The following is a 24,404-nucleotide window of genomic DNA, read 5'->3' as shown; positions in this document are numbered from 1 at the left end:
CCTTGTCGGGGACGATCCGTGTTTGACGCGGGCAACAGCCCGGTCGACCCCGGCTCGGCGACCGCTTCGGCTGACGCCCATTCAGCCCAAGTCGGGACAGGGCCAGTTGAGGAGCCTCACCGGCTCGGCATGGATCCGGGCGGAACCGGGCGGAACCGAGGGGACGCACCCGGAGCCGACCCGCGCGGTACCGGCCTGGCGGGTCCCGGAGGGCGGCGCGCAAAGCGCGTTCAGTCGGGCCGGCGCTCCGCAGCCAGCCGCACGATGTCCACCCGCGACCGTATCCCCAGCTTCCGGTAGACCCGGGTGAGGGTCGCCTCCACGGTCTTGACGCTGATGAACAGGCGGGCGGCGATCTCGCGGTTGGTGGCGCCCTCCATGACCAGGGCGGCGACCTGACGCTCGGTCGCCGCGAGGGTGTCCAGGGCGGCGGAGGCCACGCGCGGCGCGACCGGCGGGAGCGTGGCGGCCGCCTCGACCTGACGGAGCCAGGGCAGCGCACGGCACCGGCGGAAGAGGCGGGCCGCCTCGTCGTAGGAGGTGGGGCCGGGCGACGCGGTCCCACCGCGAGCGGGGCCGAGAGCGTGCGGGAGGGTGCGCAGACCGGCGAGGGCGTACGCGGCGCGGGCCTCCTCCAGGCCGTAGCCCAGTTTGGCGAGGCGGTCCTGCGCCGACGCCAACTGGCGTTCTGCCGGGCCCTGTTCGCCGCGGGTGGCCCGGACGAGGGCCTCGGCGCGGTCGAGTACGGCGAGCACGCTCTCGCGCTCCAGCCGCAGCGCGCGTCGGCGCGTCACGTCGATGACGTCCTGCGCCTCCGCCGTCTCGCCGATCCGGACCAGCGCCTCGGCGAGGTCCCCGTGCCAGCGGCCGCGGGCGGGGTCGACGACACCGAGTCCCTCCTCCAACTCCCTGACCCGGCGCAGGGAACGGACCGCGGCCGACGCGTCACCGGCGACCAGCTGGGCGTGTCCGAGAGCGCCCAGGGCACGCGAGAGGTAGACCAGGTCGCCGTCCTCCTCGGCACGGTCCACGGCCTCGTGGGCGAGGGCGAGCGCCCGCTCCAGGTCGCCGCCCGCCGCCTCGGCGAGCGAGGTGAACATGGCGGTGGCCGCCTCGCCGATGCCGGTGTCGCGGGCCAGCCGCAGGCTCTCCCGGGCCAGGTCGAGGGCGCGCCCGCAGTGCCCGGAACGCAGTTCGGTCTCGGCGAGGCCGCGCAGGAAGTGCAGCTCGCTCTCGACCATGCCGCGCCGCTGGGCCTCGCGCAGCAGCGCGGTGATGGCCGAACGGGCCTCGGCGAGCCGGTCGCCCATGATCAGCCAGCGGAAGCGGGCGGCACCGGCGCCGTTGTGGTCGCAGGCGACCCGGGGGTCCTGCGGTTCGCGCATCGCCCGCTGGATGGTCGACGGCGCGTCCGGGTGCCCCATCAGGGTCTCCATCTGCGCCTGGAAGCCCAGGGCGAGGAGTTCGGTGCGCCGGTCCCCGGCGCGGGCGGCGAGCCGGGCGGCCCGGGCGGCCTCCTCGCGGGCCTTGGCCATCTCGCCGTCCATGAGCAGGGCCCGCCAGGCGAGCTGGTAGCGGACGAGGGCGAGCAGGCCGGGGTCGTCGCCCGCGTCCGCGAGCGCCTGCGGGAAGACAGCGTCGATCTCGGCCATGGCCTGTCCGGCGGCCTCGATGACGACCATCCAGGCCCGGACCCGGTCGTCGGGGGCGGTGGCCCGGGACAGCACCTGGCGCGCTATGTCCCGCGCGAGGTCGGTCTCCCCGGCGGTGAGCGCGTCCACGGCGGCCTGGAGGCGCCGTTCGTCCGCGCCCGGCCGGGCGTCGGCCGGGGTGTGCCGGGCGGCGAGCAGCCCGAGCCCCACCGCGACGGACGGAGCGCCGCGGTCGCGGGCGGCGGTCGCGGCCTCGCCGAGCCGGGCGGCGACCGCGGGGTCCGTGCCGGTGGTGGCCAGCGCGAGGTGGCGGGCCCGCTCGATGGGATCGGAGGCCGCGCGGGACAGGGCCGCGTGCGCCGCGCGCCGCTCCTGGGCGTCGGCCTCGGCGTAGAGGGCGGCCGAGACGAGGGGGTGCGCGAACCGGATCCCGGGTGTCTCGCGTTCCGTGGCGAGGAGTCCCAGGGCGGCGGCCGAGGCCGTCTCCGCCTCGGCGTTCTCCCGGCCCGCGGCGTGCAGCAGGGCCAGCGTCGGACGGGCGCCCGCGCTCACCACCAGCAGGGTGCGGCGGGCCTCGGCGGACAGCATGTCCAGGCGGCTCAGGACGAGCGCGCGCAGCGACGTCGGCACGGGGAGCGGCTCGCCCGGGCTCGGTGGGGTCGGGGACTCGGCGAGGGCGCGGCCCAGCTCCAGGGCGAAGAGCGGGTTGCCGCCGCTGGTGCGGTGGATGTCACGCACGGTGGAGCGGGGCAGGCCGGTGTAGCCGCGCTGGCCGAGGAGCTCGGCGACCTGGGCGCGGGCCAGCGGGGTGAGCCGCAGGGCCAGGGTCTCCGGCGGGGACGCGCGTAGATAGCGGTCCTGGTCCTGATCCTGCGGCTCGGGTCCGGTGCGTACGGCGTACAGCATGCGCACCGGTGTCCCGCCCAGCCTGCGGGCGGCGAAGCCGAGCAGTTCGGCGCTGGCGGGGTCGAGCCACTGGAGGTCGTCGGCGACGATCAGCACCGGCCCCCGGGCGGCCAGCGCGCGGAAGGCGGAGAGCACCGCGAGGCGCAGCGCGAGACCGTCGCGCTGGAGGGTGGACTCGCCACGGCCGGTGAGCGCCGACTCCAGGGCGGTGCGCTGCGGGGCGGGCAACTGGTCGGCGATCTCGTCGACGACCAGCCCGAGCAGGTCGGCCAGGGCGAGGAAGGGAAGGTGGGATTCGGACTCGGTGGCCGAGCAGCGCAAGACGGTGCGTGCCGATTCGGCGCATTCCGCGGCCAGCGCACGCAGGACGGTCGACTTTCCAATTCCCGCCGGCCCGTGCACGAGCACACTGCCGCCCGTGGAGAGCTGCTCGCGGGCGGCCGTGAAGAGCCCCTCCCGGCCGATGACCAGGTCGGGGCGCGGTCTGGCAGGTTCCTTGAAGTCCCCTCGCACGGTCACCGCTCCCCTCGTGTCGTGTCCTGGCCAATATTAGGCAAGGTCTCTTTGAATTTCGGACAGTCGGGGAGGTGAGGGAAATAACAACGGTCGCGCATATCTCATTTCATGGTCCGACGGATTGAATGAACAGCGCCAGGGGCGGTCCGCTACGGCAGCAGGCCGGCCCGCCGCGCGGCGACGACCGCCTCCAGACGAGTATTGGCACCGAGTCTGCGCATCGCCGAGCGCAGGTACCCCTTCACGGTCTCCGGTCGGAGCCCGAGCCGCTCGGCGGCGGCCGCGTTCGTCGCGCCCGTCGCGACGCAGGCGAGCACGTCCACCTCCCGCGGAGCGAGCCCGACGTCGTACGCGGCCCCGGCCGCCGGATCCGCCGCCTCGGCCAGCCGGTCGCACACGGACAGGACCTCGGCCCGCAGCGCCGGGTCGGCGACCCGCGGGGCCAGCGCCCGCAGTGCCCCGTGCGCCTCGCGCACCTCCTCCCACGCCGCGCCCCCCGCCGCCGGGCCGGGCTCGTGGGCGAGGGCGATCAGCGCGCGCGCCTCGTCCCGGACGACGAGCGCCTGCTCCACGTCCCGGGCCGCCGCGACGGCCGCCTCCAGCGTGCGGTCGCCCAGCGGCCGGGCCGTCCGCAGAGCGCCGTACAGCACACCGCGCACCCGACGTCGTACGACCACGGGCACCGCGAGGACCGAACGCAGCCCCTCCGTGGCCACCGCCATGTCGTACTCGTGGCTGATCTGCCGGGACACCGGGTAGTCGCTCACCGTGCAGGGCCGGGCGAGGGCCACCGCCTTGCCGCCCAGGCCGCTGCCCGAGGACACCGCGAGGGCGCTCAGCGCGGGCGTCGCCGTACCGCTCAGCTCGCTGATGCGCACCAGGCGGCCCCCGGGGTCGGCCAGGCCGCCGAACGCGACCGGCAGCCCCGTGACGCGCCGCAGCCGCGCCAGCGCGCCCCGCATCTCCACTGCCTCGGCTGTGTCTGCTGCCACCTGCTCGCCCTTCGTCGCGGCGCACCCCCCGTTCGGGGGTGGTGAGACCTGCAACACGGAATACACGATGGTAGGCGGCGGTCCGGCAACGAGGAGGACACATGACGGCGACGACTGGTGCCACGGAGGAGTTCCGCGCCGCGCGGGACTTCCTGCTGGAGCACCGCGCGGACTACACCAAGGCGTACGAGGGCTTCAGCTGGCCCCGCCCGGAACACTTCAACTGGGCCCTCGACTGGTTCGACGTCATCGCACGCCACAACGACCGCACCGCCCTGCACATCGTCGAGGAGGACGGCGCCCGCGTCGAGGTCTCCTTCGCCGCGATGTCCGAGCGCTCCGACCGGGTCGCCAACTGGCTGCGCGACCGGGGCGTGCGGGCCGGGGACCGTGTGCTCGTCATGCTGGGCAACCAGGTCGAGCTGTGGGAGACGGCCCTCGCCGCGATGAAACTGCGCGCCGTCGTCATCCCGGCCACCCCGCTGCTCGGCACCGCCGACCTGGCCGACCGGGTCGAGCGCGGCCAGGTGCGGCACGTCGTCGTCCGGGCCGAGGACACCGCGAAGTTCGACGGGGTGCCCGGAGGCTACACACGGATCGTGGTCGGCGGCACCCGCCCAGGCTGGCAGGCGTACGAGGAGACGGCCGCCGCCGACCCGGCCTTCGAGCCGGACGGCCCCACCCGCGCGGACGATCCCCTGATGCTCTACTTCACCTCGGGCACCACCGCCCGCCCCAAGCTGGTGGAGCACACCCACGTCTCGTATCCCGTCGGCCACCTGGCCACCATGTACTGGATCGGGCTCGAGCCAGGCGACGTCCACCTGAACATCTCCTCGCCCGGATGGGCCAAGCACGCCTGGTCGAACCTGTTCGCGCCGTGGAACGCGGAGGCGACCGTCTTCCTGTACAACTACACGCGCTTCGACGCGGGCCGCCTCATGGCGGAGATGGACCGGGCCGGCGTCACCACCTTCTGCGCCCCGCCCACCGTGTGGCGCATGCTCATCCAGGCCGACCTGAGCGGCCTGCGCACCCCGCCGCGTGAGGTCGTCGCCGCGGGCGAGCCGCTGAACCCCGAGGTCATCGAGCAGGTCCGGCGCTCCTGGGGCGTCACCATCCGGGACGGCTTCGGACAGACGGAGACCGCCGTCCAGGTGTCCAACAGCCCCGGTCAGCAGCTCAAGACCGGCTCCATGGGCCGGCCCAGCCCCGGCTTCCGCGTCGAGCTGCTCGACCCGGTGACGGGTGAGCCCGGCGCCCCGGAGGGCGAGATCTCCCTCGACCTGTCCGAACGCCCCGTGGGCCTGATGACCGGTTACCACGGCGACCCCGGCCGTACGGCGGAGGCGATGGCCGGCGGTTACTACCGCACCGGAGACATCGGCTCCCGCGACGCCGACGGCTACATCACGTACGTCGGCAGGCGCGACGATGTATTTAAATCATCCGATTACAAGATCTCGCCCTTCGAGCTGGAGAGCGCGCTCCTGGAGCACGAGGCCGTCGCCGAGGCCGCCGTGGTCCCGGCCCCCGACGAACTGCGGCTCGCCGTCCCGAAGGCGTACGTCGTCCTCGCGGCCGGGTACGAGCCGGGCCCCGAAACCGCCAAGGTGCTCTTCGAGCACTCGCGCGCGGTCCTCGCGCCCTACAAGCGCCTGCGCCGCCTGGAGTTCGGCGAACTCCCCAAGACCGTCTCCGGCAAGATCCGCCGGATCGAGCTGCGCGAGGCCACGGCCGCCGGCTCGGACGCCGAGTACCGCGAGGAGGACTTCCGGTGAGCGAACCGTCGTACACGCACGGGACGAGCGGCACGGCACTGCTCGGGGACACCATCGGCGCCAACCTCGACCGGGCCGTCGCCACCTGGCCGGACCGGGAGGCGCTGGTCGACGTGCCCTCGGGCCGCCGCTGGACGTACGCCCGGTTCGGCGCCGACGTCGACGAGCTGGCGTACGCGCTGCTCGCGTCCGGAGTCGCCAAGGGCGACCGGGTGGGCATCTGGGCGGTCAACTGCCCCGAGTGGGTGCTCGTCCAGTACGCCACCGCCCGCATCGGCGCGATCATGGTGAACATCAACCCCGCCTACCGCACCCACGAGGTCGAGTACGTCCTCAACCAGGCCGGGATCTCCCTGCTGTTCGCCTCCCTCAGCCACAAGAGCAGCGACTACCGGGCGATGGTCGAGGAAGTGCGGGGCCGGTGCCCGCGGTTGCGGGAGACCGTGTACATCGGAGACCCGAGCTGGGACAGGCTGACCGGGCGGGGAACCCCCGACCGTCACGACGAACTCCGGCGGCGCGAAGCCGAGTTGTCCTGCGACGACCCGATCAACATCCAGTACACGTCGGGCACGACCGGCTTCCCGAAGGGGGCGACGCTCTCCCACCACAACATCCTCAACAACGGCTACTTCGTGGGCGAGTCGATCTCCTACTCGGAGCAGGACCGGGTCTGCATCCCCGTGCCCTTCTACCACTGCTTCGGCATGGTCATGGGAAACCTCGCCGCCACCTCGCACGGCGCGTGCATGGTCGTCCCCGCCGCGTCGTTCGACCCGGCGGCGACCCTGAGGGCCGTACAGCAGGAGCGGTGCACCTCGCTCTACGGCGTCCCCACCATGTTCATCGCGGAGTTGAACCTCCCCGACTTCGCGACGTACGACCTGTCCACCCTGCGCACCGGCATCATGGCGGGCTCGCCCTGCCCGGTCGAGGTGATGAAGCGGGTGGTCGCCGAGATGCACATGGCGGAGGTCTCGATCTGTTACGGGATGACGGAGACCTCGCCCGTCTCTCTCCAGACCCGCCGGGACGACGACCTGGAGCACCGCACGGGCACGGTCGGCCGGGTCCTGCCGCATCTGGAGGTGAAGGTCGTCGACCCGGTGGACGGCGTGACCCGCCCGCGCGGCAGCGCCGGGGAGCTGTGCACCCGCGGCTACAGCGTGATGCTCGGCTACTGGAACGAACCCGAGAAGACCGCGGAGGCCGTCGACGCCGGGCGCTGGATGCACACCGGGGACCTGGCGATGATGCGCGAGGACGGATACGTCGAGATCGTCGGCCGCATCAAGGACATGATCATCCGGGGTGGCGAGAACATCTACCCGCGCGAGATCGAGGAGTTCCTGTACGCGCACCCGAAGATCGCCGACGTCCAGGTGGTCGGCGTCCCGCACGAGCGCTACGGCGAGGAGGTGCTCGCCTGTGTCATCCCGCGCGATCCGGCCGACCCCCTCACGCTGGACGAGCTGCGCGCCTTCTGCGAGGGCCGGCTGGCCCACTACAAGATCCCCAGCCGGCTGCGGGTCCTGGACTCCTTCCCGATGACCGTGTCCGGCAAGGTGCGGAAGATCGAACTGCGGGAGACGTACGCCGGCCAGGAGTGATGGTCACGAGCGGAGTGCCCGTGCGAGCGCCGTGCCCGGACGCGCGACGGTGACGGAGTGCGGCGCGGCCGTGTCCGCGGCCGGGATCAGCCCGTGACGCCGATGAGCGCGGCGGCGGGGCTGTTCACCGGCTGCGGGGTGCCCGTGAGGTCGAGGACGAAGAGGGGGACGCCGAGGGTGTCGGCCCGGGCACGGGCGTCCTCGGCGTAGCCCGCCAGGGAGAAGAACACGCAGTCCGCCGACTCCGTCATGGCCGTCAGCCACAGGCACTCCACGTCGCGCAGCGAGGCCGGCCGGACGTTCGGGGCGACCTGGGCCAGGATGCCGCGCGCGGCGAGCCCGATCCCGGACGGGGGCCGCTGGTCCGCCCGCCGGATGTCGCGATAACCCAGCCAGCGCAGGTACAGCGCGGCCACGGTGACGGCGTCGCGGGCCGTGCGGATGGTGACCGGCTGGAACGCCGGCCGGTGCTCGGCCTCGGTCCCGTCCGGGCCGTCCTGACGGCCGGACCGGGCCGTGTCCGCGCGGCCGTTCCGTCGGCCGGCTCCGTCTCTCTCGGCTCCGGCGCCGGGTTCGCCACGAGGGTCGGCCCCGGCCCCGTCGGCGAGGCCGTCCCCACGGCGGGGTCCGGTCCCGGCCGCCCCCGCCCGGCGGCCGGCACCGGCGGCGTCGCGCCGACCGCCCGGGTCGTCGCCCGGGCGACCGCTCTCGCGCTCGTCCCGCGCCGCCGCGCCGCCCTCGTCGGCCCGCGCTTCTCGTCCCTCCCGCCCCTCTCGTTCCCCTCGTAGGGGGATCCGCAGCGTCGTCCCGCAGGGGCAGCCCAGTTCCGGGTGCGGCCACTGGCTCTCGTGGCCGCACCCGGCGCAGCGGACGGAGGCCCAGTCGTCGTCCCAGGCGCGGTGGGTGACGGGGATCGGCTCGGTGAGGCGGTCGAGCGGGGGCTCCACCGGCGCACCGCACACACAGGGATAGGACGGAGCCGCGTAGCGGTGCTCGCGGCGGCAGGCCGGGCACCGCACCGGCATGCTCTCGGCCATGGCCCACTCCTGGAAGTCACTTCGGCGGTCGGCGCGTCCATCGTCCTCCTGGAAGCGGGCGTCCGGCAGCGAAACGGCGGGATGGCCACCGGCCCCGTCCCGCACGGCCGCCGGCCTTGACGGCCCTTGCCCCGACACCTAGATTGCTTCCAGATAGTAGAAGTTATTTTCCACAATGCGGAACTTCAGCTCTCCGCGGGGCGCGACGGGAGCGCGAGTCCGACAGTCGAGGCAGGAGCACCCCATGGCTCGTATGACCGCTGCCCGCGCGGCAGTCGAGATCCTCAAGCGCGAGGGCGTCAGGGACGCGTTCGGCGTGCCGGGCGCGGCGATCAACCCCTTCTACGCGGCGCTCGAAGCGGCCGGCGGGATCGACCACACCCTCGCCCGGCACGTCGAGGGCGCCTCGCACATGGCGGAGGGGTACACCCGGACGCATCCGGGCAACATCGGCGTCTGCGTCGGCACGTCCGGCCCGGCCGGCACCGACATGATCACCGGCCTCTACTCCGCGATCGGCGACTCCGTCCCGATCCTGTGCGTCACCGGCCAGGCGCCGACCGCGGTGATCCACAAGGAGGACTTCCAGGCCGTGGACATCGCCTCGATCGCGAGGCCCGTGACCAAGATGGCCGTCACCGTGCTGGAGGCCGCGCAGGTTCCCGGCGTGTTCCAGCAGGCGTTCCACCTCATGCGCTCCGGGCGTCCCGGGCCGGTCCTGATCGACCTGCCCGTCGACGTCCAGCTCACCGAGATCGAGTTCGACCCCGAGACCTACGAGCCGCTCCAGGCCTTCAAGCCCGCCGCGACCCGCGCCCAGATCGAGAAGGCCGTCGGACTGCTGAACGCCTCGCAGCGCCCGCTCATCGTGGCCGGCGGCGGGGTCGTCAACGCCGACGCCGCCGAACTCCTCGTCGAATTCGCCGAGTTGACGGGCGTCCCGGTCGTCCCGACGCTGATGGGCTGGGGTGTCCTGCCCGACGACCACGACCTCAACGCGGGCATGGTGGGCCTGCAGACCTCGCACCGCTACGGCAACGCGACCTTCCTGGAGTCCGACTTCGTCCTCGGCATCGGCAACCGCTGGGCCAACCGCCACACCGGCGACCTGTCCGTCTACACGGCCGGACGGACGTTCGTGCACGTCGACATCGAGCCCACCCAGATCGGCAGGATCTTCGCCCCGGACTACGGAATCGCCTCCGACGCCAAGGCGGCCCTGGAACTCTTCGTCGAGGTGGCGCGGGAGTCGAGGGCGGCGGGCGGGCTGCCCGACCGCTCCGCGTGGGCCGCCGCCGCGCAGGAGAAGCGGGCGACCCTCCAGCGCCGGACGCACTTCGACGACATCCCGATGAAACCGCAGCGCGTCTACGAGGAGATGAACAAGGCCTTCGGCCCGGAGACCCGGTACGTCACCACCATCGGCCTCTCGCAGATCGCCGGCGCCCAACTGCTGCACGTCTACCGGCCGCGCCACTGGATCAACTGCGGCCAGGCGGGGCCGCTCGGCTGGACGATCCCGGCCGCGCTCGGCGTCGCCAAGGCCGATCCGGACGCGCAGGTCGTCGCCCTCTCCGGCGACTACGACTTCCAGTTCATGATCGAGGAACTGGCCGTCGGCGCGCAGCACCGGATCCCGTACGTCCATGTCCTGGTGAACAACGCCTACTTGGGGCTGATCCGGCAGGCGCAGATCGGCCTGGACATCAACTTCCAGGTCAATCTGGAGTTCGAGAACATCAATTCCCCGGAGCTGGGCGTCTACGGCGTCGACCATGTCAAGGTCGTCGAAGGTCTCGGCTGCAAGGCCATCAGGGTGACCGATCCGGCCGAACTCGGCGCCGCCTTCGAGCAGGCCAAGAAGCTCGCCGCCGAGTTCCGGGTCCCGGTCGTCGTCGAGGCGATCCTGGAACGCGTCACCAACATCTCCATGAGCCGGACGAACGACATCGGAAACGTGGTGGAGTTCGAGGAGATCGCGACCGAGCCGGGTCACGCGCCCACCGCGACAAGGACGTTGAAGGTCTGACGGACCCGCTCCTTCGCGGACCGGGGCGGCCCGGCCCACGGGCCGGGCCGCCTCCTCGCGTTGTTCCCAGGCGCGGGCGGGTCCGGCATGCTCGCCCCATGCGGATGACCGTTCCCACCCCCCTCGGCGACATCGCCGTACGCTGTCTGTCCCCGTATCCCGGCGCCCGGCCGGAAGGGGCCGCCGGCTCGCCCGGGGCCCCGGCCCTGCTGCTTCTGCACGCCAACCCCGGAGACGGGCGCGACTTCGACGCCGTACTGCCCGCCCTCGCCGACCGGTACCGCACCTTCGTCGTGGACTGGCCCGGGTACGGCGACTCCACCGCGCCCGAACCGGGGCGGGTCACCCCCGAGGGGCTGGTGGAGGTCGCGGAGCGGGTGATCGACGCGCTCGCCGAGCAGCAGGGCGTGCGGGAGGTGGCCGTGCTCGGCAACAGCGTCGGCGGCTACGTCGCCTGCCGTCTCGCCGAGGGCCCGCGCGCCGCGTCGGTCACCGCGCTCGTGCTGGTCGACCCGGCGGGCTTCACCCGGCACACCGCGTTCACCCGCTGGTTCTGCCGCGAGGTGATGGGCCGCCCCGCCCGCGCCCGCCGGCTGGTCGTCCCGCTGGCCCGCGCCTACCTGGGCCGGCTCGGCACGCCGAGCGCGCGGGAGACGTACGCCCGGGTCCGCCGACTGCCCCACGACGAGCGCAGACTGGCGGTGCACTGCGCCCTCTGGCGCGGGCTCGCCGACCCGGACTTCGGCCTCCTGGACCCGGCGGCTCTGGACCTGCCGATCCTGCTCCTGTGGGGGCGCCGCGACCCGGTCGTCCCCGCGCTCCTCGACGGCCGACGAGCCCGACGCATGCTCCCGGCGGGGACGTCGAGTGTCGTGCTGCCCACGGCCCACGAGCCGTACAACGAACGTCCCGGGCTCTTCCTGCGGCACGCCCTGCCGTTCCTGAAGGACCCCCGGGCGGTCGGTGCGAGCCGTCTTCCGGGCCCCGGCCGGACACGCCCCCGGTGAAGCCGACGCCGTGGCGCCCGGCGCCCGGGGCACTCCCGTGCGCCGTCGGGCCGCGACGGTCGACCGGACCCCCGAATGCGACAGCGCGACGGTCGAAGGCCTGAGGCCCGACCGCCGCGCTCCCTCTTTCGGTACTTCCCCCGTGGTACCCCCGTACCCCCGTCGGGGACCCGCCGCCCCCGTGTCGGCGGGCCCCGTGTGCATGAGAATGTGCCTCATCCGGCGCCAAGTGAAGACCTGCGGCACTGTTCAGAGGTTGATTTGAGGGTTCCGTAGGGACGCTACGCCCGCTTGCGTACACCGGGCATCCGGGTTCGGCCCCGCCCGCTTCCGCCGGCGTCCCGCCGTCCGGAGCCCGCTGCCGGGCGTCGGCTCGTGAGTCCGGTGACGGTCAGGTGTCCGCGGTCCTCAGCCGCCCGTGTGCTCCGAGAGTCCGGGCCAGTCGTCGGGGCCGCCGCCCTGCCATTCGATGATGTCGCTCTCCTCGACCTCGATCGCGTCGAGGTCGACGTCTGCCTGGCGCAGGATCTCGACGACGTCGTCGAGGTGGTACGCGATGCCGAGCACCCGGTCGGCCTCGGTGACCCGCCGCGACCCGTCCAGCCCCGGCACGTGCACCACGATCCTGGGAAGTTCCATGCTCCCAGGCTGCTGCGGGTGGGCGGAATCCGCACCCGGAGCCCGGCCCGTACCCCGCGCACGGCCGGTGGGGCGCGCGGGGTGGCCGTCCGACGGCGCGAGGCCGGGCGGGCCGGTACGTTCGCGCCGCCGGACGGAGCGGGCGGGCCCGGGCGGGCCGCCGGGCGCGGCCTCGCGCGGGCCGGTTCGGCGAGGACCGCGGCGGACGCGACGGAACCGGGACGTCGCTTCCCTCAGGTCGGGAAGCGGGTCGCGGAACCTTCACCACCGCACCGGCTCGCACACCGCCGCGGTCCTCTTCTTGTCCGCGGACCTGCCGGGCGGCCGGGTCGCTTCCGGGCCGCCCGATCCGCCGCGGGCCCCGCGTACCGTCCCGGCCTCCCGTCGAGAGCGGTACACGCGTCTGGATCTCGGTCCTCGCGCAGGGCGCGGACCACTTCCTCCCCGCGCTCGCCGTGTTCCGGAGGGCGGCGCGGGAGGGGGCGGGTACCGCTTCGAGGGCGAGGGGAGCACGGGGTTCTTCGTAGGCGGGTCCGGGCCGCGGCGGCGCCCTGGGCGCGACAGGACAGATGTCGGCGCCGCCGCGGCCCGGACGTTCCAGGGGTCCGGCCGGGGTCCGGCCGGATCAGACCCGTACGCCGGAGAGGCGCTCGACCGCGCGCAGCAGCGCGGAGTGGTCGAGGCCGCCGTCGCCCTGGGCGCGCAGGCTCGCGACGAGCTGGGCGACCACGGCCCCGACCGGCAGCGCGGCACCGACGTCGCGGGCGGCCGTCGTGACGATCCCCATGTCCTTGTGGTGCAGGTCGACGCGGAAGCCCGGCGTGAAGTCGCGGTTCAGGAAGTTGTCCTTCTTGCGCGCCAGCACGGTGGAACCCGCGAGACCGCCGCCGAGGACGTCGAGCGCGGCGGAGAGGTCCACTCCGGACCTCTCCAGGAAGACCACGGCCTCGGCGCACGCCTGGATGTTCACGGCGACGATCAGCTGGTTGGCCGCCTTCACGGTCTGCCCCGAGCCGTGCGGACCGCACAGCACGACGGTCCTGCCGAGCGCGTCGAAGAGCGGCCGGGCCTCGTCGAAGTCGGCCCGCTCGCCGCCGACCATGATCGACAGTACGGCCTCGACGGCACCGGCCTCGCCGCCCGACACCGGGGCGTCCAGCACGCGGACCCCCTTCGCGGCCGCGGCCTTCGCGAGGTCCACCGAGGTCCCCGGGGTGATCGAGGACATGTCGATCAGCAGCGCACCCGGCCGCACGTTCTCCAGGACGCCGTCGGGGCCGTACGCGACGGCCTCGACCTGGGGGGAGGCGGGCACCATCGTGATCACCACGTCGGCGTCCCGCACGGCCTCGGCGATCGAGGAGGCGGCGGTGCCGCCCGCGGCGGCCAGGCGCTCCAGCTTGTCCCGCTCCAGGGTGAAGCCGGTGACGTCGTACCCGGCCTTGATCAGGTTCTCCGACATGGGCGAGCCCATGATGCCGAGACCGATCCAGGCGACCGCCGGCCGGGTGGACCGGCGGGTGTCCGTGGGGTTGTGGCTCATGAAGGTGCCTCTCTGCGGTCTCGGCCGCTTCTTCGGAACGGCGCTCAGCGGTCGCCGCGGGCTTCGGCGGGCAGCCAGTCGAAGGCCTCGGCGCTCGGCCGGTCGCCGGGCTTGTACTCCAGCCCGACCCGGCCCTCGTAACCGGCTTCGGCCAACTGGTCGAGGAGGTCCTCCAGCGGGAGGGTGCCGGTGCCCGGGGCGCCGCGGCCGGGGGTGTCGGCGATCTGCACGTGGCCGGTCCGGCCGGCGTACGCGGCGATCGCCTGTGGCAGGTCCTCGCCGTTCATGGACAGGTGGTAGAGGTCCATGAGGAACTTGGCGTTGCCGAGGCCGGTCGCCTCGTCGACCCGGTCGACGAGGCCGACGCCGGCCGGGGCGGAGAGCAGCGGATAGCGCGGTGACTCCGCCCGGTTGAGGGTCTCGACGAGGAGGATCGCGCCGATCCGGTCCGCGGCCCGGGCCGCGAGGACCAGGTTCTCCAGGGCGAGCGCGTCCTGCTCGGCCGGGTCCACGCCGTCGACGCGATTGCCGTACAGGGCGTTGAGCGCCTCGCAGCCGAGCGACCCGGCGAAGTCGGAGGCGACGTCGATGTTGGCGCGGAACCTCTCCGATTCCTCGCCGGGGATCGACAGGGCGCCCCGGTCGGGACCGGGCAGCTGTCCGGCGTAGAGGTTCAGCCCCCTCAGTCGGACGCCCGCGTCTTCGATCGCCCTCTTCAGGGCGTCGAGTTCGGACCGCGCCGGAGTGGGGGAGTCGACCCAGGGCCACCACAGTTCGACCGAGCCGAAGCCGGCCGCGGCGGCGGCCGCGGGGCGCTCCAGGAGCGGGAGTTCCGTGTAGAGGATCGACAGGTTGACGTTGAAGCGCTGGTCCGCGAATCCCATGGGGGTCGGCGCTCCCTTCCGTACTGGCGGCCGTGTTTCCGACCGGGCCGGGGGACGAGGTGATTCCGCACTGCTTCCATGCTTCCGCATTGTGGAAGTTTGTTTCTGTCTAATGGAAGATTGCCGTCGGGGTTCGGGGCTTGTCAAGGGGATGCCGGGGGAAAGTGGCGCACGGGGCCGGCCCGGCCCGAGCGGGCCTGCCGGAATGTCCACGGGGCCCAGTAGGTTGGGTCGGTGCGATTGAGAGTGGAGTTCACGACCGAGCCCTTCGACCTCGACGAGGCGCCCCGGCACGCGCTGGTCGCCCGTGAGGTGGTCGAGGCGGCCGAACTGGACGCCGTGGACGTCGGTCCGTTCGGCAACACCGTGGAAGGCGGGGCGGACACCGTGCTCGCCGCGGTCGACGCACTGCTGCGCAGGACCCTGGAGGCGGGCGCCACCCGGATCTCGCTCCAGGTGAACGTCCTGGGCGGAGCCGGGGAGGGTGACCGATGACCGCGGCCGGGGGCGACCCCTCCGTCGCGTCGTTCGTCGCGGCGGTCAAGCCGCTGGTCGACGCCATGGGGGGCGAGATGCTGCCGCCCGACCGGGCCGGCGTCGATGACGTCGTGCTGTCCTGGGAGGGCGAGGACGTCGTCGCCGTACGCCTGCCCCAGCTCGCCGACTCGCTCGACCGCATCCTGGCCGCCCTCGAACGCAAGCGGGGCATGCCGCTCGCGGAGCTCGACCGCAAGGCCAAGCAGGAGGTCGTGCGCATACTGGAAGCGCGTGGCGCGTTCTCCGTGCGGCACGGCGTGGAGACGGTGGCGAGCGCGCTCGGCGTCAGTCGCTTCACCGTCTACAACTACATCAACGCCCAGGAGGAGAAGCGGGCGCGCGGGCGTGAGGGTGGTTCCGGAGTGAAGCCCTCGTAGGCGTTCCGCGTCCTGTGTCCGGCGTGTTCGATCTGCTTCCGCGCCGGCGACCGTCCGCCTCGCGAAAAAGGTGTCTGACCGGCGACAACGTGTAGCGAGGCGGCTGGGTTCGGCCCGTCGCCACCCACCGCCGTCCGGAACGACGGGCCGGCGGTCCCCGTAACCCGAAGTTTTCAACAAAGTGTTGACGTCGTGTTTCCGAGGGCGTTAGCTGATCCGCAGCCCGTCCCGCACAAGGCCACGGAGGCTTCCCGTGACGTCGCGTACGACATCTGACGGCCTCGCCCGCTTCAACGCCCTGGAGGAGCGCGCGGCCCTCGCCGCCCTGCACGAGGTGTGCGCCTCCCGGGCGTGGGCCGAACGGCTGCTCGCCGCCCGGCCCTGCGCCACCGACGCCGACCTGTACGCCGCGAGCGACGCCGCCATGGCCGAGCTCACCGCCGCGGACCTGGCCGAGGCGATGGCCGGGCATCCGCCCATCGGGCGCCCGAAGCCCGGCGATCCGACCTCTTCCAGGGAACAGCGCGGCATGGCCGGCGCCTCCGAGGAGCTGAGGCACGAGATGCTCGAACTGAACCTGGCCTACCAGGAGAAGTTCGGCCACGTCTTCCTCGTCTGCGCCACCGGCCGGACCGGCGAGCAGATGCGCGACGCGGTCAAGGAACGGATCGGCAACCCCGCCGAGCGGGAACGTGAGATCGTCCGCGCCGAACTGGGGAAGATCAACCGCATCCGGCTCGGCGGACTCGTGCGGGGCGGACTCCTGCAGGGCGATCCCGTACAGGAGGAAGAGGCATGAGCACCGACACCACCGCCTCCGTGTCCACCCACATCCTGGACACCAGCGTCGGCCGCCCCGCCGCGGGCGTCGCCGTCCGGCTCGCCGCCCGTGCCGGGCGCGAGGCCCGCTGGCAGACGCTCGGCGGATCCACGACCGACGCGGACGGCCGGTGCAAGGACCTTCCGGCGCTGCCGGAGGGCACGACCCACGTACGGCTCGACTTCGCGGTCGAGGAGTACTTCGAGTCGGATTCAGCGAACAGGCAAGCCGATGCGCAGCAGGACGCCCCCGCGAACCGGGACAGCGGTGCCACCGGAGTGTTCTTCCCCGAGGTGACGATCACCTTCGCCGTCGAGCCGGGCGAGCACTACCACGTACCGCTGCTGCTCAACCCGTTCGGCTACTCCGTTTACCGAGGGAGCTAGCAGACATGACCGATCCTTCCCACGGCGCCCGTCCCGTGATGCTGGGACAGAACCAGTACGGCAAGGCCGAGAACCGCGTCGTGAAGATCACCCGCGACGGCGCCACGCACCACATCAAGGACCTGAACGTGTCCGTCGCGCTGAGCGGCGACATGCGGGAGGTCCACCTCTCGGGCTCCAACGCGAACGTCCTGCCGACGGACACCGCCAAGAACACGGTGTACGCCTTCGCCAAGGAACACGGCATAGAGTCCGCCGAGCGGTTCGGCATCCACCTCGCCCGGCACTTCGTCACCTCGCAGGAGCCGATCAGGACGGCGCGCATCCGGATCGAGGAGTACGCCTGGGAGCGCATCGGGACCCCGGACGCGGGCGCCGCGCCCAGCGGCGCGGACGGGACCGGGCACTCCTTCGTCCGCAAGGGCCAGGAGACCCGCGTCACCCAGATCACCTACGACGGCGAGAGCTGGGAGGTCGTCTCCGGCCTGAAGGACCTCGTCGTGATGAACTCGACGAACTCCGAGTTCTGGGGTTACGTCAAGGACAGGTACACGACGCTCCAGGAGGCGTACGACCGCATCCTGGCCACCCGGGTCTCCGGTCTCTGGCGCTTCAACTGGACCGCCGACGAGCAGCCGATGCCCGACTGGGACACGTCCTACGAGCAGGTCAGGAAGCACCTGCTCCAGGCCTTCGCGGAGACCTACTCCCTCTCGCTCCAGCAGACCCTCTACCAGATGGGCTCGCGGATCATCGACCACCGCGACGAGATCGACGAGGTCCGCTTCTCGCTCCCGAACAAACACCACTTCCTGGTCGACCTGTCCCCCTTCGGCCTCGAGAACGACACCGCGGACGGAGCCGTCTACTTCGCGGCCGACCGTCCGTACGGGCTGATCGAGGGCACCGTCCTGCGCGACGGCCGCGAACCGCGCATCCCGGTGGACCTCACCAACCTGTAGCGGCCCGAACGGCCTGGAGCCGACCAGGAGCACCTCACCGACGGGTCCCTCCCGGGACCGTCCCGGCGGTACGGCCGCCGCCCCCCCCCGACGCGCGCGCCGATGTCGGATCCAGGGGAGGGGCGGGGGCATCCGCGCAACCAGAGCACCACGGACCCGGTCGTCACCCCGCTCGGCCCCGGGTCCGTCCGCCGACGCAGAGAACGAGGAACCGCCGTGGCAGTCCAGCGCATCGTCATCGAGAACTGCGCCATCGCGACCGTGGACGCGAGCGACACCGAGTACACCTCGGGTCACATCGTCGTCGCCGACAACAGGATCGAATCGGTGGGCGCGGGAAAGGCCCCCGACCACCTGGAGAACGTGGTCCGCCGCGTCGACGGCACCGGGCACCTGGCCACGCCCGGCCTGGTCAACACCCACCACCACTTCTACCAGTGGATCACCCGTGGCCTGGCCACCGACCACAACCTCTTCGACTGGCTCGTCGCCCTGTACCCGACCTGGGCGCGCATCGACGAGCGGATGGCCTACGCGGCCGCCCAGGGCTCCCTCGCGATGATGGCCCGCGGCGGCGTCACCACCGCCATGGACCACCACTACGTCTTCCCCGAGGGCTCCGGAGACCTGTCCGGCGCCATCATCAGGGCCGCCCGCGAGACCGGCGTCCGCTTCACCCTCGCCCGCGGCTCCATGGACCGCAGCGAGAAGGACGGCGGACTGCCGCCGGACTTCGCCGTCGAGACCCTGGACGGGGCACTGGCCGCCACCGAGGCGACCGTCGACGAGCACCACGACGCCTCCTTCGACAGCATGGTCCAGATCGCCGTCGCGCCCTGCTCCCCCTTCTCCGTCTCCACCGAACTGATGAGACAGGGCGCCGAGTTGGCCCGCCGCAAGGGCGTACGGCTGCACACGCACGGCTCGGAGACCGTGGAGGAGGAGCAGTTCTGCAAGGAACTCTTCGGCATGGGCCCGACCGAGTACTTCGAGTCGACCGGCTGGCTCGGCGAGGACGTGTGGATGGCGCACTGCGTCCACATGAACGACTCCGACATCGCCGCCTTCGCCCGTACGAGGACGGGTGTGGCGCACTGTCCGTCCTCCAACGCCCGGCTGGCCGCGGGCATCGCCCGGGTCCCCGACATGCTGGCGGCCGGTGTCCCGGTCGGCCTCGGCGTCGACGGAACCGCGTCGAACGAGTCGGGCGAACTCCACACCGAGCTGCGCAACGCGCTGCTCGTCAACCGCCTGGGCCCCCACCGCGAAGCCGCCCTGACCGCCCGTCAGGCACTGCGCCTCGGAACCCACGGAGGCGCCCAGGTCCTCGGCCGCGCGAGCCAGATCGGCTCTCTGGAAGCGGGCAAGCTCGCCGACCTCGTGCTGTGGAGGCTGGACACCCTGGCGCACGCCTCGATCGCCGACCCGGTGACCGCCCTGGTCCTCGGCGCGGCCGCTCCGGTCACCCTCTCGCTCGTGAACGGCCGCCCGGTCGTCGAGGACGGCCGGCTGCTGCTCGTCGACGAGGACGCCGTCGCCCGCTCCACACGGGCCGAGGCCCAGCGCCTGGCGCGGATCGCCGCGGGGGCCTGACGGCCTTAGGACTCCGGCCGAGGGGGACGGCCCCCGGCCGGTGGCCGCGGACCCGAGCGGGGTCCACGGCACCCGTTCCGGGGCGTGCGCGGAAGCGCGCCCCGGAACGGTCGCACGGAGGGCGCGGCACGAGGAACGAGCCGCGCCCCGACCCCTTCTCGGCGCCGCGAAGGTCAGCCGATGTGGTAACTGTCGCCGTAGACCCTCCAGTCCAGCGGTGTGTTCAGGTTCAGGTTCCGGTTGCGCAGGAAGACCCGCTGTCCGGTGTCGACCCGGCTGGTGTCGGAGTGCGCCTCCTCCTGCTTCATGGCCCACACCCGCGCGTCGAGGAACGCGTTCAGGTACGTCACCTCGTCGCCGCCCTGGGCCGGCGGCCTGGCCTTCGCCAGGGCGCGCCGCCTGATGCTGCCGAAGGCGGTGCTGTCGCCGCCGTCACCGTGCATCACGATGGCGTCGTAGTACGTGAACTGGCCGAGGGCGCCGATGCCGTCGGCCTTGCCCTGCCGGACGGCGGGGTCGAAGTAGACACGGTCCCGTTCGTCGTTCTGGGCCTGCTGGAACGCCGAGTCCTGGGCGGCCCGGCGCCAGTCGGCCGGGAATCCGGGATCCAGGCCCTCGTGCGAGTCGCTGCCGTCGACCTCGCGGAGCGCGGGCAGGTACGGGGCGAGGACGTTTCCGGGCCTGCGCCGGGCGTACAGCTCGACGAGGTCGAGCATGTCGTGGGTGCCGGAGCAGAAGCCGATGATCCCGGCGGTGTAGCCCCGCCCGTCGCCGATGTCCTCGATGTACTTGTACTGCGCCTTCCAGTCCAGCGAGGAGTTCTCCGCGCTGGAGACCAGTTTCATGGCGATCTCCTTCTTCGCCGGGTCGTCCAGCCCGACCGCGGCGGCCGTCGCCGACTGGGTGGTGAGGAGCGGGGCCGCCATCAGTGAGGCTCCGATCAGGGTGAGCAGAGTGCGACGCGAAGTGCCTGTGTGGGGGGTGTGCACGGTACCTCCGTTGAGGGGAGAAGTAGTGCCGCGTACTGTTAGGAAAGTTTCCTACCAGAGATTGAAGACGCCGTACACCCGTCGGGCGAGGGCGAGTTGACGCTTCGGGGCCGGCCGCGCGGCCCCCCGGGTTACGGTCTGAGCGCATGAACGGCACGGACGGCACAAAGGTCACGCGGAAGACATCCGCGGAACGCGGTCACTACGGGGAGAGTCGGTCATGAACGAGTCGGGCCGTGTGGAGGCCTTCAGCGACGGTGTCTTCGCCATCGCCATCACCCTGCTGATCCTGGAGATCAAGGTTCCCGAGGCCGGTGAGAACGGCGGGCTGTGGCACGCGCTGGGGGAGCAGTGGCCCTCCTACGCCGCCTACGTCGTCAGCTTCCTGGTGATCGGCATCATGTGGGTCAACCACCACCAGGTCTTCGGCTATGTCGTACGGGTCGACCGGACCCTGATGTTCCTGAACCTGCTCCTGCTGATGGTGGTCGCCGCCATCCCCTGGCCGACGGCGATGGTCGCGGAGTACCTGCGCGAGGGCCGGGCCTCCCATGTGGCCGCCGCCGTCTACAGCCTGGTCATGGTCGCCATGGCCCTCGCGTTCCAGGCCGTGTGGTGGCACCTCACCCGCACCGGGCGGCTCCTCGACGGCCGGGTCGACGTGGAGGCCGCCCGGCGAACCCGTGTCCGCTTCGCCCTCGGCTCCCTCGCCTATCCGGCGGCGGTCGCCCTGTCCTTCGTCTCGGCGCCCCTGACCCTGGCCGCGCACGGACTGCTCGCGGTCTACTACGGCTTCAACCAGGTACCCGTGCCGATGCGTACGCCTGACACGGACGGGCCGGCGGAAGACGGCCGGTGAAGAACGCCGTGGGCGGCACACCCATCAGCGCCCGGAAGTCGGCCGTCATGTGCGACTGGTCGTAATAGCCGGTGGAGGCGGCCAGTTGAGCCCACGGGGTGTCCGGGGACCGATGCGCGTGCGTCAGGACACGGCGGACGCGGGCGATCCGGGCATAGTGCTTGGGCGAGACACCGACGCCGTCGGCGAAGAGGTTCCGCAACTGCCGCTCACTGACGGCCAGACGGTGGGCCAACTCCCTTACACCCGAAGGGAAGCGGCCCGTATCCGGGTCGGTCGACATCGCCGCGACGGCCGCCCGCAGCAGTCCGGAACGAGCCGGATCGTCCGGCGGCGGCCACTTCCGCAGGGCGTCGGCCAGCCGGGGAACCACCTGTCCGCGTTCCGGCCGCACGACCTCCTTCGCCAGCAGGCGCGCCGTGGCCGAGGGGAAGTCGCCGAGCCTCGCGATCCGGCCGACCAGGTCGACGGCCGGCACGCCCAGGAGCGGACGCGTCGCGCCCGGTCCGAGCCGCAGCTCGACACAGGACGCCGGTCGCTTCGCCGCGTGGTACGAAGCGCGGGTGCGGGGGCCGACGACCAGCACCTCGGGCCCGTCGCTCCCGTCCACCCGGAACACCAACTTCGTCGCCGCGTCCGGGACATGGGTGAACGGTCCGCCCCGGTCCTCGTCGACGGAGGCGAACCCGACACCGGCGAACCACGGACGCAGCGCGTCGGGAACCGTCAGCGGCTCTTCCACGAGGCCCTGCGCGCCGGTCGACGCGCTCGCGGCCGTGCTCCGACGCGCGGGGCCGGGGGAATCACCGTGCGCGAGGGCGCCCCGCGGGCCGTGCACCGTGGCGTGCGGTGCGGCGAAGGCCGTGCCTCGCGGACTGTCGGACGTAGGGGTCACCCTTCCACGGTAGGGCGCGCCCCGCCGTGTCCGGGCCCGGGAACCGTGCCGGAATCTCCTAGAGCGGGGCCGCGGTCACCGGGCACGGTGGGCGGCATGATCCTAGTGACCGGTGCCACGGGCACCATCGGCAGTGAACTCGTGCGGCAGCTGGCGGAGCGCGGCGAGAAGGTGCGCGCGCTGACCCGGGACCCGGCCCGCGCGGCGTCGCCCGCGGGGGTCGAGGTGGTCCGCGGCGACTACCACGAACCCGCGTCCGTCCAGGCGGCGATGGCCGGAGTCCTCGCCCTCTTCGCGGTGGGCGTCCTCGGGCCCGGTGACGCGGACGCGGACGCGATGCTCGTCTCCGCGGCGCGGGCCGCGGGTGTCCGCCGGATCGTGAAGCTCTCGGCCATCGGGACCGGGGACCCGGCGCTCGGCCCGGTCGGCAACTGGCACCTGGAGGGCGAACGGGCCGTGCGGGAGAGCGGGTTGGAGTGGACGGTCCTGCGCCCTTCGTCCTTCGCCTCCAACACCCTGAGCTGGGCGGCGGACCTGCGGGCCGGCGAGGCGGTACCCGACATGACCGGGGCCGGGACCCAGGGCGTGATCGACCCGCGGGACGTCTCCGAGGTCGCGGCCGAGGTCTTGCTCGCCCCCGGACACGCCGGTCTCGTCCACACCCTCACCGGCCCCGAACTCCTCACCACCGCGGACCAGGCCGCCGCGCTCGCCGAGGTCCTCGGCCGTCCGGTCACCACCGTGGACGTACCCCCGGGGGAACTCCGTGCGCGGCTCCTGCGGGCCGGGATGCCCGACACCTACGCCGAAGGAGTACTGGCGGGCACGGCGTACGTCCGCCGGGGCGGCAACGCGGTGGTGACCGACGACGTACGGCGGGTACTGGCCCGGGCGCCGCGTACGTACGCGCAGTGGGCGCTGGATCACCGGGCGGTGTTCGCGGGGGTCTGACCGGTGGTCACCGCCCCTTCGTCCGCCGTGGCCCGCTCCCGGGTCCCTCGTGCTCCGGCCGTGGTGAGGGGGCGGCCGGGGCGCAGGACCCGCCCGGCCGGTCGAGTCGGCGGGGGAGTGCCCGCGTCCGTGGGCCCGGCCGGGCGGTCCGGGCTCAGCTCTCGTAGAAGGCCGGGTCGGTGGCCATCGACGCGAAGTGCTTGCGGGCGTCGGGCAGCAGTTTGCGTTCCGTGAGGTCCATCAGGCCGCCGACCGCCGCGATCTCGGCGGCCACGGTGCCGTCCGCCTTCCGGATGATCTGCTCGACGCGGAAGGTCTTGCCCTCACCCCAGACGAAGACGCACGTCACCTCGACCTCGTCGCCGGCGAGCAGCTCGCGCCGATAGCGGATGGTCGTCTCCAGCACGACGGGGCCCACGCCTCGGGCGGCCAGCACCGCCTGGCTGATCCCGGACGCGTGCAGCAGGGACCAGCGGGCGTGTTCGGCGTACTGGAGATACACGCTCTGGTTCAGGTGCCCCTGCACATCGGTCTCGTACCCGCGAACGGTCACGGGGACGGAAAACGGCTCTGCCACGACATTCCTTTCGACGACTGCGACTTGTGCGGCGAGTGGTACGGGCGCGGGCCGTGTCCGACCGCCTCGGGCCGCACACCCCTCGGCCGACCGGCGTGCACCCGGCCCGCCGGGTAGGTGCGGTGGACGCGCACCTCACGCCCGCCCGGGTGAGGTGCCGGGTACGGCCGGTGGACGCGCATCTCACACGCGCCGGGGTGAGGCCAGGACGTACCGGGCGCCCGTGCGCGGCTCCGTGTGCTCGCCGACCTGCCAGCCCGCCTTCTCCAGGGTGGCGGCGCACGCGCGCAGCGCCTCGGGGTCCGGCTCCCGCACGGCGACGGCCTCCGGCTGCGGGGTCGCCCGCACCTGATAGCCGCCGCCCTCCGCCCCGGCCGGCCGGAGCCCGGCGGCCTCCAGGGCGAGCGCGGCGGCCGGCACCAGATGCGTACGCTCCCAGGCGCACGGAAGGTCGGTGGCACCGTCCGGCCGGGTCATCCGGCGCAGCTCCAGGAGCCCCTGCCAGGCGCCGCGCACCTCACGCAGCCGTGCGGGGCCCGACTCGGCGCCCTCCTCGCCGCCGATCCGCGCGGCGAACACCCCGGACGCCGCCGGAGCGGACGGCTCCGGGGCGACGGCGGGCTCGGGGGCCCCGGACGACTCGCGCAGCCGATGCCCGGCCGGTGTCAGGAAGTGCTCGCGCGGGGGACGCGGATGACGGAAGGCGAGGCCCTGCCGCACCAGGGCGGCGAGCTGGGCCTCGGTGCCCCTCAGCCGCCCGCTCACGGGGTCGGCCGCGTCGATGACACGCCGCTGCGCGGCGGTCGGTGGTCGTGCCATGGCGTGCTCCCTCCGTCACCGGGACCGCCACGGCGCGCGCCTC

Annotated in this window: 22 protein-coding genes; 12 read left to right on the top strand and 10 right to left on the bottom strand. The window is 72.9% G+C overall.

All coding sequences use genetic code 11. The features are described from left to right. Nucleotides 1–230: 230 nt before the first annotated feature. Both ACFYW7_RS15635 and ACFYW7_RS15630 read right to left on the bottom strand, forming a co-directional pair. Nucleotides 231–3,077, bottom strand: coding sequence for an AAA family ATPase (locus ACFYW7_RS15635; RefSeq protein WP_389502247.1), 2,847 nt, complete (start codon nt 3,075–3,077; stop codon nt 231–233). 146 nt (nt 3,078–3,223) lie between these two features. Next, nucleotides 3,224–4,066: a response regulator transcription factor gene (locus ACFYW7_RS15630; RefSeq protein ID WP_389502243.1), complete on the bottom strand. Its 843-nt coding sequence runs from the start codon at nt 4,064–4,066 to the stop codon at nt 3,224–3,226. A gap of 101 nt (nt 4,067–4,167) precedes the next feature. Between ACFYW7_RS15630 and ACFYW7_RS15625 the strand changes: the two genes are divergently transcribed. After that, nucleotides 4,168–5,847: an AMP-binding protein gene (locus ACFYW7_RS15625; RefSeq protein ID WP_389502239.1), complete on the top strand. Its 1,680-nt coding sequence runs from the start codon at nt 4,168–4,170 to the stop codon at nt 5,845–5,847. Further along, nucleotides 5,844–7,457, top strand: a complete 1,614-nt coding sequence (locus ACFYW7_RS15620; RefSeq protein WP_389502237.1) for an AMP-binding protein — start codon at nt 5,844–5,846, stop codon at nt 7,455–7,457. Before ACFYW7_RS15625 ends, ACFYW7_RS15620 begins: the two co-directional genes overlap by 4 nt. A gap of 86 nt (nt 7,458–7,543) precedes the next feature. On the opposite strand, the gene ACFYW7_RS15615 is transcribed toward ACFYW7_RS15620, so the two are convergent. After that, nucleotides 7,544–8,494, bottom strand: coding sequence for a hypothetical protein (locus ACFYW7_RS15615; RefSeq protein WP_389502235.1), 951 nt, complete (start codon nt 8,492–8,494; stop codon nt 7,544–7,546). Between the two features lie 244 nt (nt 8,495–8,738). On the opposite strand from ACFYW7_RS15615, the gene gcl reads away from it, so the two are divergent. Together gcl and ACFYW7_RS15605 are read left to right on the top strand one after the other, a co-directional pair. Beyond that, complete coding sequence (gcl, locus tag ACFYW7_RS15610) at nt 8,739–10,523, top strand: glyoxylate carboligase (protein ID WP_389502233.1); 1,785 nt, start codon at nt 8,739–8,741, stop codon at nt 10,521–10,523. A gap of 98 nt (nt 10,524–10,621) precedes the next feature. Further along, nucleotides 10,622–11,530 carry an alpha/beta fold hydrolase gene (locus ACFYW7_RS15605; RefSeq protein ID WP_389502231.1) on the top strand — a complete coding sequence of 303 codons (909 nt, stop codon included), beginning with the start codon at nt 10,622–10,624 and terminating at the stop codon, nt 11,528–11,530. Between the two features lie 408 nt (nt 11,531–11,938). Here ACFYW7_RS15605 and ACFYW7_RS15600 read toward each other — a convergent pair whose 3' ends face one another. From ACFYW7_RS15600 to ACFYW7_RS15590, 3 genes are all read right to left on the bottom strand, one after another. Further along, nucleotides 11,939–12,169, bottom strand: coding sequence for a hypothetical protein (locus tag ACFYW7_RS15600; RefSeq protein WP_389502229.1), 231 nt, complete (start codon nt 12,167–12,169; stop codon nt 11,939–11,941). Between the two features lie 625 nt (nt 12,170–12,794). Continuing rightward, nucleotides 12,795–13,712 (bottom strand): 2-hydroxy-3-oxopropionate reductase, encoded by a 918-nt coding sequence (locus ACFYW7_RS15595; protein ID WP_389502227.1) that lies wholly within the window; start codon nt 13,710–13,712, stop codon nt 12,795–12,797. A gap of 44 nt (nt 13,713–13,756) precedes the next feature. After that, nucleotides 13,757–14,596, bottom strand: a complete 840-nt coding sequence (locus ACFYW7_RS15590) for a TIM barrel protein (RefSeq protein ID WP_389502225.1) — start codon at nt 14,594–14,596, stop codon at nt 13,757–13,759. A gap of 234 nt (nt 14,597–14,830) precedes the next feature. Here ACFYW7_RS15590 and ACFYW7_RS15585 point away from each other — a divergent pair, with 234 nt between their 5' ends. From ACFYW7_RS15585 to ACFYW7_RS15560, 6 genes are all read left to right on the top strand, one after another. Further along, a complete protein-coding gene (locus tag ACFYW7_RS15585; protein ID WP_389502223.1) occupies nt 14,831–15,091 on the top strand; it encodes a thiamine-binding protein in 261 nt (86 codons plus the stop codon). Next, a complete protein-coding gene (locus tag ACFYW7_RS15580) occupies nt 15,088–15,510 on the top strand; it encodes a helix-turn-helix domain-containing protein (protein ID WP_389502221.1) in 423 nt (140 codons plus the stop codon). The genes ACFYW7_RS15585 and ACFYW7_RS15580 overlap by 4 nt, the downstream gene beginning before the upstream one ends. A 253-nt stretch (nt 15,511–15,763) precedes the next feature. Further along, nucleotides 15,764–16,309 (top strand): 2-oxo-4-hydroxy-4-carboxy-5-ureidoimidazoline decarboxylase, encoded by a 546-nt coding sequence (gene uraD / locus ACFYW7_RS15575; protein ID WP_389502219.1) that lies wholly within the window; start codon nt 15,764–15,766, stop codon nt 16,307–16,309. Next, a complete protein-coding gene (uraH, locus tag ACFYW7_RS15570) occupies nt 16,306–16,716 on the top strand; it encodes a hydroxyisourate hydrolase (RefSeq protein WP_389502217.1) in 411 nt (136 codons plus the stop codon). Before uraD ends, uraH begins: the two co-directional genes overlap by 4 nt. A gap of 5 nt (nt 16,717–16,721) precedes the next feature. Continuing rightward, entirely contained in the window at nt 16,722–17,678 is a 957-nt protein-coding gene (gene pucL, locus ACFYW7_RS15565; protein ID WP_389502215.1) for a factor-independent urate hydroxylase, read from the top strand. Nucleotides 17,679–17,894: 216 nt separating this feature from the next. Next, nucleotides 17,895–19,271, top strand: a complete 1,377-nt coding sequence (locus tag ACFYW7_RS15560; protein WP_389502213.1) for an 8-oxoguanine deaminase — start codon at nt 17,895–17,897, stop codon at nt 19,269–19,271. Nucleotides 19,272–19,444: 173 nt separating this feature from the next. Here the strand turns inward: ACFYW7_RS15560 and ACFYW7_RS15555 are convergent, their stop codons facing one another. Then, the gene (locus tag ACFYW7_RS15555; protein ID WP_389502211.1) at nt 19,445–20,260 is read right to left on the bottom strand and encodes a chitosanase; all 816 of its coding nucleotides are present in this window, start codon (nt 20,258–20,260) and stop codon (nt 19,445–19,447) included. Nucleotides 20,261–20,480: 220 nt separating this feature from the next. Here ACFYW7_RS15555 and ACFYW7_RS15550 point away from each other — a divergent pair, with 220 nt between their 5' ends. After that, nucleotides 20,481–21,119: a TMEM175 family protein gene (locus tag ACFYW7_RS15550; RefSeq protein ID WP_389502209.1), complete on the top strand. Its 639-nt coding sequence runs from the start codon at nt 20,481–20,483 to the stop codon at nt 21,117–21,119. Here ACFYW7_RS15550 and ACFYW7_RS15545 read toward each other — a convergent pair. Beyond that, a complete protein-coding gene (locus ACFYW7_RS15545; RefSeq protein ID WP_389502207.1) occupies nt 21,055–22,014 on the bottom strand; it encodes a helix-turn-helix domain-containing protein in 960 nt (319 codons plus the stop codon). The two genes, ACFYW7_RS15550 and ACFYW7_RS15545, sit on opposite strands and share 65 nt — an antisense overlap. Nucleotides 22,015–22,110: 96 nt before the next feature. On the opposite strand from ACFYW7_RS15545, the gene ACFYW7_RS15540 reads away from it, so the two are divergent. Then, complete coding sequence (locus ACFYW7_RS15540; protein WP_389502205.1) at nt 22,111–22,965, top strand: SDR family oxidoreductase; 855 nt, start codon at nt 22,111–22,113, stop codon at nt 22,963–22,965. Between the two features lie 154 nt (nt 22,966–23,119). Here the strand turns inward: ACFYW7_RS15540 and ACFYW7_RS15535 are convergent, their stop codons facing one another. Further along, the gene (locus ACFYW7_RS15535) at nt 23,120–23,542 is read right to left on the bottom strand and encodes an acyl-CoA thioesterase (protein WP_389502203.1); all 423 of its coding nucleotides are present in this window, start codon (nt 23,540–23,542) and stop codon (nt 23,120–23,122) included. Between the two features lie 183 nt (nt 23,543–23,725). Beyond that, nucleotides 23,726–24,361, bottom strand: a complete 636-nt coding sequence (locus ACFYW7_RS15530) for a hypothetical protein (RefSeq protein WP_389502201.1) — start codon at nt 24,359–24,361, stop codon at nt 23,726–23,728. Nucleotides 24,362–24,404 lie beyond the last annotated feature (43 nt).

This window comes from Streptomyces sp. NPDC002580 (assembly GCF_042889485.1).
GTDB lineage: Bacteria > Actinomycetota > Actinomycetes > Streptomycetales > Streptomycetaceae > Streptomyces.
Note: the sequence above shows the minus strand (reverse complement) of the source record. Positions and strands in the feature narration are given on the sequence as shown.

Bases quoted from the DNA above. Each gene is read 5' to 3' on its own strand.
- ACFYW7_RS15550 (WP_389502209.1), top strand. From the start codon at position 20,481: ATGAACGAGTCGGGCCGTGTGGAGGCCTTCAGCGACGGTGTCTTCGCC.
- ACFYW7_RS15540 (WP_389502205.1), top strand. From the start codon at position 22,111: ATGATCCTAGTGACCGGTGCCACGGGCACCATCGGCAGTGAACTCGTG.
- ACFYW7_RS15590 (WP_389502225.1), bottom strand. From the start codon at position 14,596: ATGGGATTCGCGGACCAGCGCTTCAACGTCAACCTGTCGATCCTCTAC.
- ACFYW7_RS15625 (WP_389502239.1), top strand. From the start codon at position 4,168: ATGACGGCGACGACTGGTGCCACGGAGGAGTTCCGCGCCGCGCGGGAC.
- ACFYW7_RS15600 (WP_389502229.1), bottom strand. From the start codon at position 12,169: ATGGAACTTCCCAGGATCGTGGTGCACGTGCCGGGGCTGGACGGGTCG.
- ACFYW7_RS15580 (WP_389502221.1), top strand. From the start codon at position 15,088: ATGACCGCGGCCGGGGGCGACCCCTCCGTCGCGTCGTTCGTCGCGGCG.
- ACFYW7_RS15615 (WP_389502235.1), bottom strand. From the start codon at position 8,494: ATGGCCGAGAGCATGCCGGTGCGGTGCCCGGCCTGCCGCCGCGAGCAC.
- uraH (WP_389502217.1), top strand. From the start codon at position 16,306: ATGAGCACCGACACCACCGCCTCCGTGTCCACCCACATCCTGGACACC.
- ACFYW7_RS15530 (WP_389502201.1), bottom strand. From the start codon at position 24,361: ATGGCACGACCACCGACCGCCGCGCAGCGGCGTGTCATCGACGCGGCC.
- gcl (WP_389502233.1), top strand. From the start codon at position 8,739: ATGGCTCGTATGACCGCTGCCCGCGCGGCAGTCGAGATCCTCAAGCGC.
- ACFYW7_RS15595 (WP_389502227.1), bottom strand. From the start codon at position 13,712: ATGAGCCACAACCCCACGGACACCCGCCGGTCCACCCGGCCGGCGGTC.
- pucL (WP_389502215.1), top strand. From the start codon at position 16,722: ATGACCGATCCTTCCCACGGCGCCCGTCCCGTGATGCTGGGACAGAAC.
- ACFYW7_RS15605 (WP_389502231.1), top strand. From the start codon at position 10,622: ATGCGGATGACCGTTCCCACCCCCCTCGGCGACATCGCCGTACGCTGT.